This is a genomic window from Sphingomonas sanxanigenens DSM 19645 = NX02 (genome assembly GCF_000512205.2).
GTDB classification, from domain to species: Bacteria; Pseudomonadota; Alphaproteobacteria; order Sphingomonadales; family Sphingomonadaceae; genus Sphingomonas_D; species Sphingomonas_D sanxanigenens.
Genome location: NZ_CP006644.1, coordinates 4,112,356 through 4,128,734, shown reverse-complemented (window position 1 = coordinate 4,128,734; position 16,379 = coordinate 4,112,356). Strand labels below are relative to the sequence as shown.

The window sequence follows — 16,379 nt, the reverse complement described above, 5'->3', positions numbered from 1 at the left end:
GGCTGCATCTCGCAGCATGACAGAAGGAGTGCATCATGGAACGCAACGACGACGTGATCGAACTCGGCACCGCCAGCGTCGAGACGATGGGTCCCGGCGGCCAGCCCGCCGATGAATTCCTCGGCCAGGACCAGACGGGCCTCACCGACGACTGACTGGGTCGGCGCGCGGCAGTGCGCCGCGCGCCGCTCGTCGCCAGGGGCACCCACCATGACGACAGGTCTTCGTTCCGGCGTCAGCTTCTGTGAAGTGGGCGACCGCCTGATCTTCCTCGATATCCGCGCCGATCGCTATTTCGGCCTCGGCGCGTCGGCGGAGAGGGCATTCCGCCGTGCGATGGCCGAACTTCCCGTCGACAAAGATGATCCGCCGACAGCACGCCTGCTCGAGCGCGGAATCCTGGTCGATCGCGCACCGTTCGCGCCACGCGCCTGTCCCGCGCCTGCCGCCGCGAGCGAGAGCCTGCTCGATCTCGACCGTCCTAGTGTTGCCATGCATTCGCTGCTTGGCGCGTGCTGCGGGCTGGCGCGCGCGCGATTCGCCTTGCGCTGGACCGGGCTTGCCTCCGCCCTAGATTGGGTCAGGGCCCCCGGGGAACAGGAGCCCGCCGTCACCGGCGCATTCGATCGCCTGCCGGAAGTCGCGGCCGCGTTCGACCTGAGCGCCCGCTTGATGCGGTCGCACGACCAGTGCCTCGCCCGCTCAATCGCAATCATGCGCCGGCTGGCATCGCTCGGCGTCGGTGCCGAGCTCGTGATCGGCGTCCGGCTTCGGCCCTTTGCCGCGCATTGCTGGGTCCAGCAGGGGCCGCGGCTGGTTAGCGACCGGGTCGACCAGGTACGAAGCTACACGCCGATCCTGGTCCTCTGATGGCGATCCGATACCTGGCTCTGATCGGCGAGGCGGGAGAACGCCTCGAACTGAGGGACCGGATCGTGGCTCGCCTCGCAGCGCTGCGCGGCCCGATGCGGGTCTGCGATTATGGACGGCTTGTCGTCGCGTTCAGCGGTGGCCCGGCTGTCAAGCTCGAGCATGGCGTCATTCTGGGCACGCTGTTCGACCGTCGCTATCCGGCCCGCGTCGACCGGCTGCCTGACGAAGAGCAGCGCAGGATCAAGGGCACGCGCGGGCGGCATCTCATCGAGACCTATTGGGGCGGCTATGTCGCGCTCCTCGCCGGCGAGGGGGGCAGCGTTGATGTCGTGCGCGCACCGTTCGGCGAGCTGCCATGCTATCGCATGACACTGGGCGATGCGACGGTCGTCGCGTCGGATGTCGGGCTGATGATCGACGCGGGCGTGCTTCGCCCCTCCCTGTGTTGGGAAGCCGTCGCGCGCGAGCTCGCCTGGCGTGACCTGCGCACCGCCGAGACGTGCCTTGATGGTGTCAGCGCCGTCCAGGGCGGCGAGCGCCTTCGTGCCGATGCGGTTGGTATCCACATCGACCGGCTGTGGTCCCCCTGGGACTTCGTTGCGCGTTCGACCGCTCTGACCGAAGGCGAGGCCGGGGAGATGGTCCGGCGCAGCGTGCGCGCCTGCGTGGCAGCGCGCGCGTCCCAGTTCGAGCATGTCCTGCTCATGCTCTCCGGCGGCCTCGATTCCTCGATCGTCGCCACCTGTCTCGCAGAACGGAAGCGGCCGCTCAGCCTTCTGACGCTGGTGACGCGCGATGCCGTCGGGGATGAGCGCGACTATGGCCGGTTGATGGCACGCGCCGTTGGCCTGCCGCTCCACGAGGCGCTGCGCGACGTGGCGCGGATCGACCCGGCACGCTCGCCTTCGGCACGCTTGCCCCGTCCCGCCGGGCGGATGTTCGAGCAGGAATCGACGCGGCTCGCGCGAGAGGCCGCGGTGGCCGCTGGCGCCGACGCGATCTTCACCGGCGGCGGCGGCGACAACATATTCTGCGCGTTGCAGTCAGCGGCGCCGGCCGCGGACCGATTGCTGACTGGCGGTCCCGGTCGCGCCTTCCTCGCCACTGCAGCCGAAATCAGCCGCCTCGCGCCGGCGAGCCTGTTCGCGGTGATCCGGGCGGCAGTCGGCAGGACCTGGTCCTGGCGCCGCAGCAGCCCGACCGCGCCCGACCATCTGTTTCTCAGCGGAACTGCGCGCGCTGCGGCGGGGTCCGCAGCACCGCATGCCTGGCTGGTGGCGCCGCGAGGAGCGCTCCCCGGCAAGGCAGCGCACATCAAGCTGCTCGCCTATGCGGACAGTTTTCTCCAGGGCACCGATCCTCAGGCCGATCTTCCGACGGTTGCACCGCTGCTCGGGCAGCCGCTGGTGGAGACCTGTCTGCGCGTGCCGAGCTGGTGCTGGTTCGCGGACGGGCGCAACCGCGCCGTCGCGCGTCGGGCCTTCGCGGCGGTCCTGCCCGAGAAGATCGCCGGCCGCCGCTCGAAGGGTTCGCCCGACGGGTTCCTCGGCGAAATCTGCGAACGGCACGGCGCGGCGTTGCGCGAAATGCTGCTCGGCGGCCTGCTCGCCCGGCAGGGCATCATCGATGCCGCCGCCGTCGAGCGGGCGTGGGACGCGGCCGGGCCGATGGCGCCCGCCGACTTCGGACGCCTGCTGCGGCTCGCGGACGTCGAAGCGTGGGCGCGGAGCTGGGCGAGTCGAAGCGCAGCATGATGCAATCTCCGTTCGGGTCAGGGCGCTGCGCGGGCGACGCGCTTCGCGCGCATCGCTTCCCATCGCCGATATTGCGCTGCCTTGGCCGGATCCGGATCCTCGTGCCACTGCAGCCAGAAGGCAAACCAGTCGAGATTTCGCTCGTAGATCGCACGACGATGCGCTGGCTGCCATTTCATGTGATGCTCGCCGGGGAAGATGTGCATCTCGACGGGCTTGTCCTTCTCGCGCAGCGCGGTGAACGTCTCCAGGCCGAGCAGATATTCCTCGTCGGCGAGCTGCATAAGCAGCGGTGTATCGATGTGGTCTGCGTTCAGCGCCAGCGAATAGGGACGCCAATAGGTGCTGGCGTCGCCCGTCGCCGGCGGCGCGCCCATCCTTCGCTGCATATCGGCGAAGGCGATGCCGGCCTGGGTCATCACCGTCTTCGGATCCATGCAGCAGCTGCTGATCGCCGCCGCGGCGAAGATTCGGCTGTTGATGAGCGCGAAGCGGGCGGTCGAGGCACCGTCGCTGAGACCGGTGATGCCGATCCGTTTCGGATCGACGTCGCCCCGGGCGATCGCCATGCCGACGCCGGTAAGCAGGGATGACAGCAGGCTGCGGCGCTCCGCCCAGTCCTTCATGTTTGCCGCGTTGAAATCGTCCCATGTCTTCACGCCGGCCACGCTCTCGGCAACGAATGCGGCCCGTTCGACGCTGAGCACAGCGAAGCCGTGCGCCGCGAAGAGCTGAATCGGATATTCGTCCCCGGTTCCGCCGCGCAGGAATCCATCGCTATGATATTGCACCACGATGAGCGGCAGCTGCTCGCCGGGCCGGTGGTTGGCGGGAAGGACCAGGTCGCCCCAGGCCTCAAGGCCGCGATCGTTACGCCAGCGCAGACGCTCGACCGTGCCAAGCGTAATGCCGGCAAACTCGGGATTGGGATCATAGACCAGTCGGGATTGGCCCGTCGCAAGGTCGATGCGAACCAGATGGCGCGGCGTCAGCGCGTTCTCGCGCAGGCAGAGCAGGTCGGCGCCAGCCGGAACGCAGCCGATCAGGACGTCTCCGGTACGAAGGATCGGCCGCGGCATGCCCTTGCCAGGCCTCCAGCGATAGAACGCCATGGTTTCCTTCGCCCAGCCCTCTCGCCGCAGGAAGCGCAGTTCTTCGCCTGATGCATCCCACCACAGTCCGAGCAGGCCCCCGTCACATGCCGCGGCTGTGCAGGCGACCGGTCCATCGCGGCCGTTGTCGGCGAAGAGGCGAAGCGGGCTCATCGGCGCCTCGCCCTCGCGTTTGGTCCAGGCGCGGCGTCCGCCGGTCGCCTGCGCCGCGAGAAGCGGATCGTCCGCGCGCCCCGCATCCAGTTGGTCCCTGTCCCAAGCGTCCGCCGGCCGGATCGTTCCATCCTGCAGGTCGATGGCATCCGTCTCGACGGCGAGGCCCGCGGGCAGCAGCGGCCGGGCGCCCATGTTGGGCAATATCCGGGCATCGTAGAGCCAGCCGCCGAGTGCTTCGGCATCCACCCCCGCCTCGACCGCCCGCACCGCTGGCCGCCTGGCGATGAGGAGCCGGCGTCCATCGGCCGACCAGGCGAAGGCGTCGATATCGACGGCGTCGGGTCCGACCGGCGCGGCCGTGCCGCCGGCGGCGGCCACCCGCCACAAGCGCGTTCGTGCCCGGTCCCGGCGCAGATAGGCAATCCAGCGGCCATCGGGGGACCAGCGTGGCACCACGGGCGCCGCGATGCCCACGGGGATCATGGAGCCGCGCCCGGCGGTCTGGGCAACGATCAGTTCGCCGCCCGTGTCGAGCAGCTTCGGCTCGGCCGGACCATCGAGCCGCACGACCACGACGCCGCGACAATAGCTGTTGGTCGCCGGATCGGCGCGCGTCAGGATGAAGGCAGCCTGCTTGCCGTCCGGCGACACCGAGAGTGGAGTCGGTTGGCGGACCATCGAACCATCGGGCTGTCCGATGTCGCGCAGCCGTAGCAGATCGTCGGCGGTGATCGGGCGCGGCTTCGCGACCGGTTTCGCGACGGATGGGAGAAGATCGCTGCAGGGCGCTGCCACCGCCGGCGAGGCAGCCGCCGCCAGCGGCAACAGCACGAACGCAATGCGGCACGGCACGCGCGTTCGGCGCGCGAAGGATGGGATGCGCCTTACCATGACTTGGCGATTCCGAAGCTGATGACGCGACCGAGCGGCGAATAATTGGTCGAGTCATAGGTGCTGTCGATGTAGGAGTTGCTGGCGATCGCGGCAGGCCGGTCGTCGAAGGCGTTCAGCGCAGACAAGGTAAGTTCGACGCCCCGCAGCGGGCCGCTGGCACGCTCGAACCGGTAGCGGGCCGTGAGATCGAGGGTGGTCATGCCATGGACCCGCACGGTCGAGGCGGTCCGGCTGTCGTCGACGCCGTCGATATAGCTTACCGTCCCGTTGAGCGTCAGCGGTCCTCCGGTCCAGGTCAGACCGGCGCGCCCGCGCCAGTCGGGCGGGGTGAACAGCAGCCCGCTCCGCGCGAGGACGGGCTGCCCCGCGCCGAGCTGCTGGTCGATGTGGAGATAGCTTGCGTTGAGCATCGCGGTCAGTTCGCCGTCGCCCAGCCGGAAGCGGTAGTCGGCGAGGATGTCGACGCCGTGGATCGACTGGCGCCCGGCGTTGCGGTTGCGGTTGTCGACGATCGCAACCACCGTCGCCGGATTGACTGCGGTCCCCAAGGAATTGATGAATTGGGGCGAACTGGCGATGACGGCGGCGGCCGCCGCCGATCCGGGATCGAGCGTGACGAGTCCCGCATAGGCCGGGTTGCTCAGCGACTGGGCGGTCGGCGAGATCGGGGTGACGATCCGGTCGGAATAGCGGATGCGGAAATAACCGAGTTGCAGGCGGGCGCCCTCCAGCGCGGCCGGATGGAGATCGATCGAGGCGCTCCAGGTGCTCGCCCGCTCCGGCTGGAGCGCGGGATTTCCACCCGATATGATGAGCGCGGTCGCGCCCGCCGCATAGCCCGAACCGCCCAGCGTGCGGACCGGATAGAGGATGACGGCGGGCACCTGATATTGCTGGAGCAGGGTCGGCGCGCGGAACGACCGGCCCCAGCTCGCCTTCAGATCGATCCATGAGGCCGGGGCATAGATGAGCCCGATCTTGGGCGTCGCGACATCGTCGACGCCGGGATAGCGTTCATAGCGCAGCGCGGCGCTGAGGTTGAGTCGCTCGATCGCGGGGATTTCCATGTCGGGCGAAACGAGGGGAAGGCTGAGCTCGCCATAGCCGTAATAACTGTCCTGCGACCGGCGGACATTGGCGACGTTCCCCGGGCCGCGGTCGGCATTGAGCGCGTTGGTGCGATAGCCGGCACCGATTGCGATCCGCGCCATTCCGCCTGGCAACGCGAACAGGTTGCCATCGGCCGCCAGCTCGGCCGACTTGCCGTCGTTGCAGTAGCAGAGTGGGGTCGACCGGATCAGCGCCTGACCGACGAAGTTGTTCGCGCGGGAAAAGACGCGCTCGTTGCCATAGACGCCCGACAGCGCGATCCGCCAGCTCCCGGCCAAGTCGAGCTTGAGCGCGGGGGCCACCGCGAAGGATCGGCTCGTCGAGGGTTGTTCGGTACGGCTGACCGAGAGGTCGCCTGCCGGATTGTCGGGAAAACCGATCTCCGTCTTGCGCCGGTTGAACAGGAGGTCGGCCTCGAAGGTCAGCGTATCGGTCAGCGCCTGATGGCCGGACAGCACGATCGCGTGCCGCTCGAGCGGCGGAAAGATGATCACCCCGGGCCGCGTGCGCGCAAAGCTTCGTTCGTCGGACAACAGGTCGGTGCTGCGGGCAAACTCGTAGGAAGCGATGATCCCGCCCGATTGCCAGCGCGTGCCCGCCGTCAGGCCATAGCGCTGGCGCGAATAGCCGCCCTCGGTCGCCAGGCCGCCTTCGGCCTCGACCCGCACTCCGTCATAGTCGCGACGCAGGATGATGTTGGCGACGCCCGCGACGGCGTCCGAACCGTAGAGCGCCGAGGCGCCGTCGGCGACGATCTCCAGCCGATCGACCGCGCCCAGCGGGATGGCCGACACGTCGATGCCCTGTCGCGACCCGTTATAGGCGAGACGGTGGCCATTGAGCAGGGTAAGCGTGGCGTCGCTGCCCAGTCCGCGCAGGTTGATCGTCGCCGCCCCGCCGACATTGATTCCGTTGGCGCTGCCGACATTGGCGCCGACCCCGGGATTCTGGCCACCGCCAAAGCTCTGCGGGATGCTGCGCGCGACGTCGGCGAGGCTTGTCTGCCCGGCGTCGCGCATCGTCTCCTGATCCAGTCGGATGACCGGCGATGCGACCGGGGCCCCACGAATCCGGCTGCCGGTCACGACGATGTCGGCATCGGTCGGCCCGGAAGCAGCTGCCTGCGCGACGGGCATCCGCTCGATGACCAGGCTGCTTCCGATCGCGCGCTGGCGGAGCCCCGACCCGGCAAGAAGCGCCGCGACGGCCTCCTCCGCCGAGAAGTCGCCATCCAGCGGCGGCGCGCGCTTGTCGCGCACAAGGTCCGCGGGCGCCGCGATGCTGCGCCCGGACGCGATGGCGACCGCGCGCAGCGACGCCGCGAGCGGCTGCGCCGGGAGGTGATAGGTGTTCCGCTCGACCTGACCGGCCACGGCGGGGGCTGTTCCTAGAACAAGAGCCGCCATGCTTGTCGAGATCGAGGCGGCAACCAACGCGTCACGCAATATTCCCATTGCAAGTTCCCCCTGCGACGCACGGACACGGCATCGCTTGGGGACCTCGACAACGCAGCGCTGGTTTACCCTGGGATTATTTTGAGGGCGCCGACGGCCGCCCGAGCAGAATGTTGCCCTCATCGTCGCGAGACAGGGAGAGATCGAACATGGCGGCCGCCATTCGGGCCAGGCCGAGGGGATCGCGCGCGGTGAAGGTGCCGCTGAACCGCAGCGCGCCAAGCGCGGGATCGGCAAGAACGATCTTTACGCTATTGTAGCGATTGGCAGCCGCCGCGACTTCGGCAAAGGGCGTGTCGTCGAACGAGAGCATCCCCGACGTCCAGCGGGTATCGGTGGCGCTGAGCGCCGCGGGCGAACCTGGCGCGGCCTGGCCCTCGATCGCCAGCCGCTGGCCAGGCTGGAGGAAACGCCCTTTGCTGGTTGGCCCGTTCGTACCGGCTGATAAACCCGTGACCTCAACCGACCCCCGCAGCAGCGACACCAGGACGCGCGGCCCCCGCCGTTCGACGTCGAAGAGCGTGCCATGGGCGATGACCGTCCCGCTTCCGGCCATGACGATAAACGGACGCGCCGGGTCATGGGCCACATCAAACCGGGCACGGCCCCGCTCGAGCGTCAGCCGGCGCTCGCCGGTCGTGTAGGCGATTTCGAGCAGCGTGTCGGTATCGAGCGTGACGCGAGACCCATCCGGTAGCGTGACCGTCCGAATCTCGCCCGTCCGGCTTGCGACTTCGGTCAGGGCCGGCTGGCTGGTTCCGATCATGCCGAAGCGATGCAGTCCAACACCTGAAAGCACGACCAGGACTATCGCGGCCGCTGCGGCAACGGTCATCCTCGGCCAGCGTGGAGCACGGGATGTCGTGGTCTGCCGTCTCGATGCTTCACCGATCGGTGTTCGGCCTGCCAGGGCCATGCGCTCCCAATTGGCGAGAACCTCGTCGTATATGTCGGCATGGCGCGGATCGGCCGCGTACCAATCCTCGAACGTGGCGTGCTGTTCGGTGCCGTCAGGCGCGCGCAGGCGGCCGAGCCAGGCAATCGCTTCCTCACGCACGGCCTCATCCGTGCCGGATTCCCTGCCGGTGTCGGGGGTCAACGGGACCTCAGCATGCGGTCGAGATGGGCGATTGCCTTTGTCATATGCCACTCGACGCCTTTTATGCTCAATCCGGTTTGCTTGGCGATCTCGTTATAGCTGTGACCGTCGACGCGATGGGCAAGGAAGATGTCGCGTGTCTTCGGCTTAAGTCGTAACAGCGCGTTCTGGAGCCGATCCAAGATGTCGCGGGCCTCGATGGCCGCGGTCAGGTCAGGCCCGGCCAGAGATTCCTCATCGACCGGGACATGCTGGGCAAGCGAGCGCTGCAGGGCCGATCGCGCGCGGTTGCGGAGCAGGTTCGTGGCAATCCGGTTCAAATAGGCTTCCGGTTGCCCAATCGCCCTGTCAGGCGCGTTTGCCGCGTCGGCGAGCCTGGCAAAGCTCTCCTGCATCAGGTCATCGACATCCTGGCCGTGGGCGCGTCGCGCGAAGTAGCGACGCAAGCCCGGCCCCTGCGTTCGATACAGGTCTTCGAGCGCCAGGACCGATCCCACGGCGACACGATCGTCGGGTGGAAGGGGATCGCCCTCGGCAACCCGCGGAGGGGACAAGGATTTCAGGGCGTCGGTGATCAGGCGCATCGAGCCTGCCCTCGCCCGATGCCGACAGGGCCGCGTTCGCGACGAAATCTGATCAGTCCATCTTCCATGCCTGGCTCGCCTCGTCATCCGAGGCGATGCCGGCCGGAAGCCGGGTGTTGAGAACGCGCATGAGAACACGCGCCGACGCCTTTGGCCGCGAACGGCTTGGACATGCGCGTCGGCCACCCGGCCGCACGAAGGCGGGTAAATCATCCCATGCGAGGCTCTCACGCCTCGGCACCGCCAAAAAGCGGTGCGAGATCAGACTAATGCAGCATCGAAGAGAAGCAAGCCCCGGGAAAGTTCGGCCAAAATGCCTGCAGGATATGAAGTAGGCCGATCGGCGGGTGTCCGGTTTTCGCGTCGCGCGGCTATCAGGTTTTTGTGCTGAATGGCCGGAGGCCTACCACCCGCCTAGGTTCCCTGCGGCCGTTATGCCGCTTCGACAGCGTGCGCTTCGAAAGCGACACCCAGTCGCTTGCGTACCGCGCCGAAGATTGCAGCGAGATTGTCCATGCTCGGGTTGCCCTTCTCCGACAGCATCCGGTGCAGGCTCTTGCTCGGGCGGTTGGTCTCGGTCGCCAGTTCCTCGAAGCCGACGGAAGCATTGACGAGATCGCGGAGGATCAGCCTTGCCACGTGCGGTTCCCCATTGAGAAAGGCGGTGGCTGCCTCATCGAGCATGGCCTTGGCGAAGGCGGGATCGCGCGCGGCGCGCTCCTTCACCGTTTCCTTGAAATCACGGGTCAGCGCCATTTCGTCACTTCCTGTCTTTGCTCGCCGCCGCCCTGCGGGCCTTGTACTCGCCCAGCAGTGTACGCCCGCTCGTTCGATGTCGGACTGTTGCCGTTTCTTGGTCCCGCCCACGAACAGGATGATAAGCTCATCCCCGTCGCGGGCGAGATAGAGCCGATAGCCCGGCCCCCAATCGATGCGATATTCCCCGAGCCCGCCGCCGATCCATTTGACGTTCGACAAATTGCCCAGCTCCAGCCGTACGATGGCGGTCGCCACCTTGGCCGAAGCCTGGGAATCGAGATCGTCGAACCATGATCGGAACGGGCTTGAGCCGTCCTCGCGAATATAGTCCTGAACGATCAACCTACGCTCTCCCCGGTAACATATACGTTACCAATTGTCCAGCGATGACGATCGGGCTGCACGCCGCTGAAGCGGAAAACGGAAGTCTGGTTCGACAGGCGTCGGCAAGCGCCGGCGTGAGCGCACGCCGATATCCTTGACGGGCCGATCGACCAAAGCCACGGGATCGGGCAGGCCTTCGCTGAGCATATCGGCCCAGATTATCGCGAGTTCCCGTCGACGCGGCATATATGCAGCCCGGTTGTAGGCGCCCTCAACCTTATCTTTTGGGACATGCGCGAGCATCAGGTCGATCACCTTGCGATCATGAGGATCGCCGTGCCGCTCCGCCCATTCATTCATGATCGTGGAGAAGGCCGCCCGGAAACCGTGCGGCACGTGATGCCCGTGATAGCCGGCCCGGTTCAGCAGATAGCCGATCGCATTTTCACTGATGGGCCGGTGCGCATGGCGGTTGCTGGGGAAGACCAGCGGTCCGCCACCGGTCAGCGGCCAGATTGCCCTCAGTACAGCGATAGCCTGCGGCGTGAGAGGCACGAGGTGGTCGCCACCCGCCTCCTCCTTCCGTTCGAGGTCTCCCTTCATCCGAGCCGACGGGATGCGCCAGAGTGGCAGCTTGCCATCCAGGTCCTCGAACTCGGCCCACTCCGCACCGCGAAGCTCGCTCGGCCTTACGGCCGTGAGCGCGAGCATCCTGAGGCCAAGCCGTGTGATCGGCCGCGCATTGTCCTCCTCGGCCGCCAGGATCATTTTACGCAGCGGTGCGATCTCAGTGATCGCCGGCTGCCGGCCCTTGCGCAGCGGCTTGAGCACGGCGCCAAGCTTTTCGGCAGGGTCGCTCGTCGCGACCCCCTGGGCGATCGCATAGACGAACACGGCCGAGATGCGCTGCCGCACGCGCTTTGCGGTCTCGATGGCGCCGCGTGCCTCGATCTCTCGCAGCACGCCGAGGATCAGGGGCGGCGTGAGTTGCGCAATCGGCAGGGCACCGATCGCCGGAAAGACATCGCGCTCCAGGCTGCGGATGACGTCGTGGGCGTGGATCGTCGCCCATTGAGCCTTGGCGTTTTCATACCACTCTCGAGCCACCCGCTCGAGGGTCTGACGCCCGGCCTCGAGATTTGCTTCTTTCTTCAGCTTCTTCACGACGACAGGATCATGGCCTTCACACAGAATCGCGTAGGCCTCGTCTCGCTTCGTACGTGCATCAGCGAGCGAGACGAGGGGGTAGGCGCCGAAGGCCATCGTCTTGCTTTTGCCGTCATACTCGTAATTCCAGCGCCAGAGTTTGCCGCCGCTGGGGGTGACCATCAGGAAGAGGCGGTTGGCGTCTGCGAGTTTATAGGCTTTGGGGCGCGGCTTGGCCGTGCGCACCCTGGCATCGGTAAGCATGGTTCGGTCTCCAAAAATACCTCGTTTTTCGACCGCGCGTACCTCGTTTTCGCCCCTCCGATTCGTTGGATGGGCATGGACGGGCACGGACGGCCGAGGCCGAACCGGTCTGCTAAGTGTCGGTATTCAGGAGAAAAAAGTCGAGACCAGCGGTCTCTTGTGGACCCGTGTGGAATGGTCCGTGGCGGAGCGGGAGCCCGCCGAATAATCATGCCACCCACGCTGAAAAATAACGGAATTTTCCGGCATCTTCCTCGACATACCATGGATCATACCATGGAGTAAAAATGTACCCTGCCGGCGCGCTCGTGAGGCTCCCTATGCGGCGTCTTCCCATACCACGTCCGCGCGCCCCTCCGGTAGCTCCGGCAGGTCACCCTCCATGTTCACGCGCATGACGAGGCCGAGCGTCGCACCGGCCAGGTCGATGCCCTTCACTCGCTGAACGATCGCGTTGACCGGAAAGCCGCGGTCGATCTTGCTGCCAATCCATACCGCTCGATCCCGCCGCAGATATCCGACCCGGATGCCGCGCGCAGTGAAAATAGCCACAGCCATACGGTCGTGCGCGTTCTCAGGCTCGCGCACCAGCGCCAGCACGTCACCCGGCTCCAGCGAGCGAAGCTCTTCCTGCCGACTGGAGCCGTCTTCGTTGTCATAGAACTCGCCACAGGCTGGCAGGCTAAAATCGTTCCATCCCATGCTTTCGACTCGACCCATTGGAGAACAAATACGGAACATGGTATGTAGCCAATCATCGAGTCGGCAATAGGTGAACGACCATGAGAGCCCAGAAAGTCGAGCGCGAGCAGTTGCAGATGATGGTCTACGGCATTCCGTCAGGCCTCGTTGAAGCCGTGCCATTCGATCCGGAGACAGGTGAAATCCTGTCGCCTGATACGGTCGCTGCACCTCCAATGAACGCGCCCGCCCGGCCCATGCCGTCGACCCCGTTCGGCGCCTGGTTGCTGCGTCAGGAGAGACGCGACGATTGGATCGGCGTGCTCGGCAAGGCAGCGAAGGCTGATCGGTCGTTCCCGAAGGCAGGCGACCCCGAGGCGGTGCGCAAGCGCCTGTCCGAGGTTGGCGCCGAAGCTGACATGTTCGAGGCGCTAGATGCCGCCGAGATCGAATGGCTCTGTTACTGACGATGCACGAGGATCTGGATGGACGGGTTGCACCCCCACATGGTCGCGCAGAGCGGCTATTCCCGCGAGGAAATCTGGCAGATGGCGGCTGGGCTTCTCGAACTGAACGGCGAACGGACGGCGTGTCACGTCGTCGCAATGGCCAAGGCAGCTTCGGAGGCGGGACAGCACGAGAACGTCGCGCTGTGGATCTCGATCGCCGACTGCCTGATGCATATCGAGAAGCTGGAGGACGAGCCCGCCGGGCTGCACTGATCGCCCCGCTGCCGCTCGCCGAACTGATCGAGACGGAAGGCGAGACCTATGCCAGCCTCTCGCGCATGCTCGGGCGGCCGGATGGATACCTCGCCGATCGCGCTCGCCGCGGCACGCTGAACCGGCTACCGGCCGACGAGTTGGCTGCGCTGCAACGCTACTTCGGGCGCCCGATCGCCGAAGCGCTCGAATCATCTGGCGCATCAGCGCAGACAATGTAAATTTCCAGCAGCCCCGCCGGGTCGACGACGGCGAAGGTCAGGGGATGGCGGCGTAATGAAAAGCGCCGCCTACCCGCAAGCTAAGTTGCAGATTTTTAACGTGACATCGCTTGCGCGGGCCGTAGGTCGACCTCTGGTCGAGATGGGAATCGCAGCATGGCATTGAGATGTAAGCTGTTCGGCCACAAGGCCGACCGAGGCGGCGCGCGTCATGATGGGCAGGACTACTGGACTGGCTGCGTCCGATGCGGCACCCGTCTGATCCGGGACACCGACGGGTGGCGGGTGCCGACCGAGCGCGAGATCACCGAACACGATGTCAATCGAGCAGAGCAGCGCCTGGAGCCGGTTCCGGAGCGCTTGACGTAAGTTGCACATTATAATGTGGAAACTGCAGGAAGCCGGTCATAGCAGGGCGGCATGCTGGATCCTCTAGACCCGCTGCCGCCGACGCCTCTCACCGATTGGGAGATCCTCGCCGTCGCCAGCCGGATGGTTCAGCGCTGCGACTGCGACCAGTTCATTGCCGAGCGCGTGGGGCTGCTGGCCTTGATCGAGGATGCGCCCGGCGTCGCGACCTGGCGGGCCATTGCGATGAAAGTGCGGGCGATCAGGGACGCGCCAGCGGTCTAGGCTGCGTCAGTTCACGTAGGGATGCGCCTCGCGCAGCAGCTTCACCGCCGCCTCGATCACCTCGCGCTCCCGCTTCGTACCGCGAGGATTGACGCGCCAGTTGCATGTCGGGTGGAACACCAACGGCAGCGCTTCGACCTCACCGATCGCGGCGCGCCAAGCCGCTTCGTCGCCGCCGGCCGCGCCGACGATCATCTGCACAAGCGTTCCTCGGATGTCTTCCGGGGTCGGCATCGATTATTGCGGCGGCATGTCAAAGGTCATCGGGTGCGTCGAGGTCGATCTTGCGTTCGATATCGGCGAAGAAATTCGTTTGCGGATCAACCGGCGGAAGATCCAAGTCGCCAATGCCTTTCACCTCAAGGTATTGGCTCGCCAGCGACCGCAGGCCACCGTCATCCGTCAGTAGAAGGTCGGCCCGCTCAACGATGCTGATCGCGAGAATTTGCTCATCAAATTTCGCCTTCCGACGCGTCTCCTTCTGTGCCTTCGAAACGCCGACGATTCGCGCCTGTGCAAGAAGAGCGCACTCGATGGCCGCGAGCTCATCGAAGGGACTGACGCGGATGTACTTCGTGGTTTCGATGATGCGCAGCCACTCGGACGAGCGATCGGCGGTGGCTCGCGCTAAGATCTCAGTGAGGGCCGGGGTCGGCACGATGATAGTGGACCGCGACCGCTGAAGGCTAGCGATGAAGAACCGCATTCGGTCAGCGCACCTAGCGACCAGCTGCCGCCCTTCCTCCGCGCGGGGAGGTGGCGCGTCCTCATCTAAGAGATAGACGAGGACGCTCGCATCGATGGCAACTTTCAATGCGCGTCCCCTTCCGCGCGGTCCTCAAGCAGCCGCTGAACGATGTCTTCCCCCGGAAAACCGCCCACCGCTCGCAATCTCGCAATCACATCGTCCAAAGGCTCGTCGCTCAGAACATCGAAATCGCGGATCTTAAACTTTTTGAGTTCCCAGGTGCCATTGCCATGACGCAGCCACGTGCCCTCACCATGCAATCGAACCGTTTCCCGAAACAGGTGGCGGCTCAACCGAACCGCAGTTGCTTCATCTGCTTCTAGCCTTGAATAATCTCGATCGCCGTCTTTGATCGCAACATGCTTCGTATCGTCCGCACCGCCTATACGATAGACGACGCCGTCCAGTGACCCACGCTGTTTAAAAGGGCCATAAGTAACCGGTTTGGGGCGGTTCTTTCCCGGAAACTCGATAATTATAGCGCTGTGCGGCACCTCGTCGTCGCCGTCGGCAAGAGTGCCGGATGCGTTGTCTTCGCGAAGCATTTCGTCGAGGTCGTTGTAGGCCTTCAGCGCATCAACTGCGGGCGCACCGATCCGAACGCCTCGCACGCGCTCTTGCACCTTCGGCTGCGCCGGCTCGTCGATCATCGCCCGAACCTTCACCGAGCCTTCTGTAATCGGACCCAGATGCACGCTGCCGCTCTCGCCTAATAGTCTGGCGAGCGCGCTGATGTACTGCGCCAGCCGATCCATAGGGATCGTGCTAGGCGTGTAGCTGTCGCTGATGCGAAAGGTGTAGCCCTGATCCATCCGTGCCTCGTGGCGTTCGCAGATATGCTACATCGCTGGAGCCGAAAAGCAAAAAGGCGGCCGAGCCTGCGCCCAGCCGCCTCTTCGGATCCGATGGAAAGCGGCGCAATTCCGCCAATCCTCCGCCGAAAATCGGCTGAAACGGCTATGCTCGGATCCAAGCTTTTAGGTGGAGCGCCCCGGCGCGGCGTTCTTGGGGTTCATCGCGCCGGGGCTAGCCGACCATGCAGGGGGTCCGCATGGCGGATGTGGAGCATCTGCCATATGTGGAGCGTGGTGTCAGCAGCCTGCCGCATTCCCCACCGTCCGCCCAAAACGGCGGCGGAGTGTGGGGACCTCCGCCGCCAGTCACTTGAGCACGATCCGACGCCCGACCAGAACCGGCGCCGGATGGGTATGCTTGTATTGGATCGGAGATTAACGCTGCGCTAACTGCAAGCGCTGCCCGGGGGCGGCTCGGCGGCGCCGTGGGAACACCGCCGAGCCTAACCGCCTCTGCTCAAAGAAGGCGGCTGCCGGCGACCTACTTGCGCAAGCGGGGATCGCGCGTGACCGCCATCACGGAAGCGAAATGAAAAAAGGCGGCGGAGCCGAAGCCGGAGCCCGACGCCGCGCCGATCTCCGCCAAAACGGACTGATCAGGAGTCGACACTCCTATCCTCGCGGATACTGATCGGCGTGGGGAATACGGGGGGGGATCATATGCGATTCGTGATGTTCATCGTGGCTGCGGCGATTGCCGCGCCGGCTCTGGCCCATGGTGGCGGGCTCAACGCCGAGGGCTGCCACAACGACAGGAAGAACGGCGGCTATCACTGTCATCGCGGCGGTGGGGCATCGGCACGGCCGCAGACGCTGCTCGGTGCCAGCAGCGGCGCAAGGTCCAGCGGCGGGCGCGCGTTTGCGAATTGCTCGGCAGCGCGTGCCGCGGGCGCGGCGCCGGTACGACGGGGCGACCCAGGCTATGGCTCGCATCTTGATCGCGACGGCGATGGGGTTGGCTGCGAATGAAGTCTGATACGCGCACTTTGCC

19 protein-coding genes are annotated in these 16,379 nt (G+C 65.8%); 9 read left to right on the top strand and 10 right to left on the bottom strand.

From position 1 onward, the window contains the following. The first annotated feature begins 35 nt into the window (after positions 1 to 35). From NX02_RS32590 to NX02_RS18755, 3 genes are read left to right on the top strand one after another with little or no spacing between them, the layout of a single operon-like run. Positions 36 to 155: a benenodin family lasso peptide gene (locus NX02_RS32590; RefSeq protein WP_158014080.1), complete on the top strand. Its 120-nt coding sequence runs from the start codon at positions 36 to 38 to the stop codon at positions 153 to 155. 55 nt (positions 156 to 210) lie between these two features. After that, the gene (locus NX02_RS30855) at positions 211 to 870 is read left to right on the top strand and encodes a lasso peptide biosynthesis B2 protein (RefSeq protein ID WP_158014079.1); all 660 of its coding nucleotides are present in this window, start codon (positions 211 to 213) and stop codon (positions 868 to 870) included. Next, positions 870 to 2,627, top strand: coding sequence for an asparagine synthase-related protein (locus tag NX02_RS18755; RefSeq protein ID WP_025293734.1), 1,758 nt, complete (start codon positions 870 to 872; stop codon positions 2,625 to 2,627). The genes NX02_RS30855 and NX02_RS18755 overlap by 1 nt, the downstream gene beginning before the upstream one ends. Positions 2,628 to 2,644: 17 nt before the next feature. Here the strand turns inward: NX02_RS18755 and NX02_RS18750 are convergent, their stop codons facing one another. The 7 genes from NX02_RS18750 to NX02_RS18715 all read right to left on the bottom strand — a co-directional run bounded on the left by NX02_RS18750 (position 2,645) and on the right by NX02_RS18715 (position 12,231). Further along, positions 2,645 to 4,786: an Atxe2 family lasso peptide isopeptidase gene (locus NX02_RS18750; protein ID WP_084717924.1), complete on the bottom strand. Its 2,142-nt coding sequence runs from the start codon at positions 4,784 to 4,786 to the stop codon at positions 2,645 to 2,647. Next, positions 4,780 to 7,272 (bottom strand): TonB-dependent receptor plug domain-containing protein, encoded by a 2,493-nt coding sequence (locus tag NX02_RS18745; protein WP_245648641.1) that lies wholly within the window; start codon positions 7,270 to 7,272, stop codon positions 4,780 to 4,782. Before NX02_RS18745 ends, NX02_RS18750 begins: the two co-directional genes overlap by 7 nt. A 157-nt stretch (positions 7,273 to 7,429) precedes the next feature. Then, complete coding sequence (locus NX02_RS18740; RefSeq protein WP_025293731.1) at positions 7,430 to 8,452, bottom strand: FecR family protein; 1,023 nt, start codon at positions 8,450 to 8,452, stop codon at positions 7,430 to 7,432. After that, positions 8,449 to 9,036, bottom strand: a complete 588-nt coding sequence (locus NX02_RS18735) for an RNA polymerase sigma factor (protein ID WP_025293730.1) — start codon at positions 9,034 to 9,036, stop codon at positions 8,449 to 8,451. Before NX02_RS18735 ends, NX02_RS18740 begins: the two co-directional genes overlap by 4 nt. A gap of 432 nt (positions 9,037 to 9,468) precedes the next feature. After that, entirely contained in the window at positions 9,469 to 10,050 is a 582-nt protein-coding gene (locus NX02_RS33640; RefSeq protein ID WP_245648640.1) for a type II toxin-antitoxin system RelE/ParE family toxin, read from the bottom strand. Between the two features lie 114 nt (positions 10,051 to 10,164). Further along, positions 10,165 to 11,529: a tyrosine-type recombinase/integrase gene (locus NX02_RS18720; protein ID WP_025293729.1), complete on the bottom strand. Its 1,365-nt coding sequence runs from the start codon at positions 11,527 to 11,529 to the stop codon at positions 10,165 to 10,167. A gap of 318 nt (positions 11,530 to 11,847) precedes the next feature. Then, positions 11,848 to 12,231, bottom strand: a complete 384-nt coding sequence (locus tag NX02_RS18715) for an HIRAN domain-containing protein (protein WP_025293728.1) — start codon at positions 12,229 to 12,231, stop codon at positions 11,848 to 11,850. A gap of 80 nt (positions 12,232 to 12,311) precedes the next feature. Between NX02_RS18715 and NX02_RS33635 the strand changes: the two genes are divergently transcribed. The 5 genes from NX02_RS33635 to NX02_RS18695 all read left to right on the top strand — a co-directional run bounded on the left by NX02_RS33635 (position 12,312) and on the right by NX02_RS18695 (position 13,786). Further along, positions 12,312 to 12,677 (top strand): hypothetical protein, encoded by a 366-nt coding sequence (locus NX02_RS33635; RefSeq protein ID WP_025293727.1) that lies wholly within the window; start codon positions 12,312 to 12,314, stop codon positions 12,675 to 12,677. 18 nt (positions 12,678 to 12,695) lie between these two features. Next, positions 12,696 to 12,932 (top strand): hypothetical protein, encoded by a 237-nt coding sequence (locus NX02_RS18705; RefSeq protein WP_025293726.1) that lies wholly within the window; start codon positions 12,696 to 12,698, stop codon positions 12,930 to 12,932. Continuing rightward, complete coding sequence (locus NX02_RS33015) at positions 12,863 to 13,153, top strand: hypothetical protein (RefSeq protein WP_162232702.1); 291 nt, start codon at positions 12,863 to 12,865, stop codon at positions 13,151 to 13,153. The genes NX02_RS18705 and NX02_RS33015 overlap by 70 nt, the downstream gene beginning before the upstream one ends. Before the next feature lie 156 nt (positions 13,154 to 13,309). Then, positions 13,310 to 13,522 (top strand): DUF1660 family phage protein, encoded by a 213-nt coding sequence (locus tag NX02_RS18700; RefSeq protein ID WP_025293725.1) that lies wholly within the window; start codon positions 13,310 to 13,312, stop codon positions 13,520 to 13,522. A gap of 51 nt (positions 13,523 to 13,573) precedes the next feature. Next, the gene (locus tag NX02_RS18695; RefSeq protein ID WP_025293724.1) at positions 13,574 to 13,786 is read left to right on the top strand and encodes a hypothetical protein; all 213 of its coding nucleotides are present in this window, start codon (positions 13,574 to 13,576) and stop codon (positions 13,784 to 13,786) included. A 6-nt stretch (positions 13,787 to 13,792) separates the two neighbouring features. On the opposite strand, the gene NX02_RS18690 is transcribed toward NX02_RS18695, so the two are convergent. From NX02_RS18690 to NX02_RS18680, 3 genes are read right to left on the bottom strand one after another with little or no spacing between them, the layout of a single operon-like run. After that, entirely contained in the window at positions 13,793 to 13,981 is a 189-nt protein-coding gene (locus tag NX02_RS18690) for a hypothetical protein (RefSeq protein ID WP_053000676.1), read from the bottom strand. A 58-nt stretch (positions 13,982 to 14,039) separates the two neighbouring features. Further along, positions 14,040 to 14,600, bottom strand: coding sequence for a type II toxin-antitoxin system VapC family toxin (locus NX02_RS18685; protein WP_025293722.1), 561 nt, complete (start codon positions 14,598 to 14,600; stop codon positions 14,040 to 14,042). Beyond that, positions 14,597 to 15,346 (bottom strand): hypothetical protein, encoded by a 750-nt coding sequence (locus NX02_RS18680; RefSeq protein ID WP_025293721.1) that lies wholly within the window; start codon positions 15,344 to 15,346, stop codon positions 14,597 to 14,599. Before NX02_RS18680 ends, NX02_RS18685 begins: the two co-directional genes overlap by 4 nt. A gap of 702 nt (positions 15,347 to 16,048) precedes the next feature. Between NX02_RS18680 and NX02_RS18675 the strand changes: the two genes are divergently transcribed. Then, positions 16,049 to 16,357 carry an excalibur calcium-binding domain-containing protein gene (locus NX02_RS18675; RefSeq protein ID WP_158014078.1) on the top strand — a complete coding sequence of 103 codons (309 nt, stop codon included), beginning with the start codon at positions 16,049 to 16,051 and terminating at the stop codon, positions 16,355 to 16,357. The last annotated feature ends 22 nt before the right edge of the window (positions 16,358 to 16,379 follow it).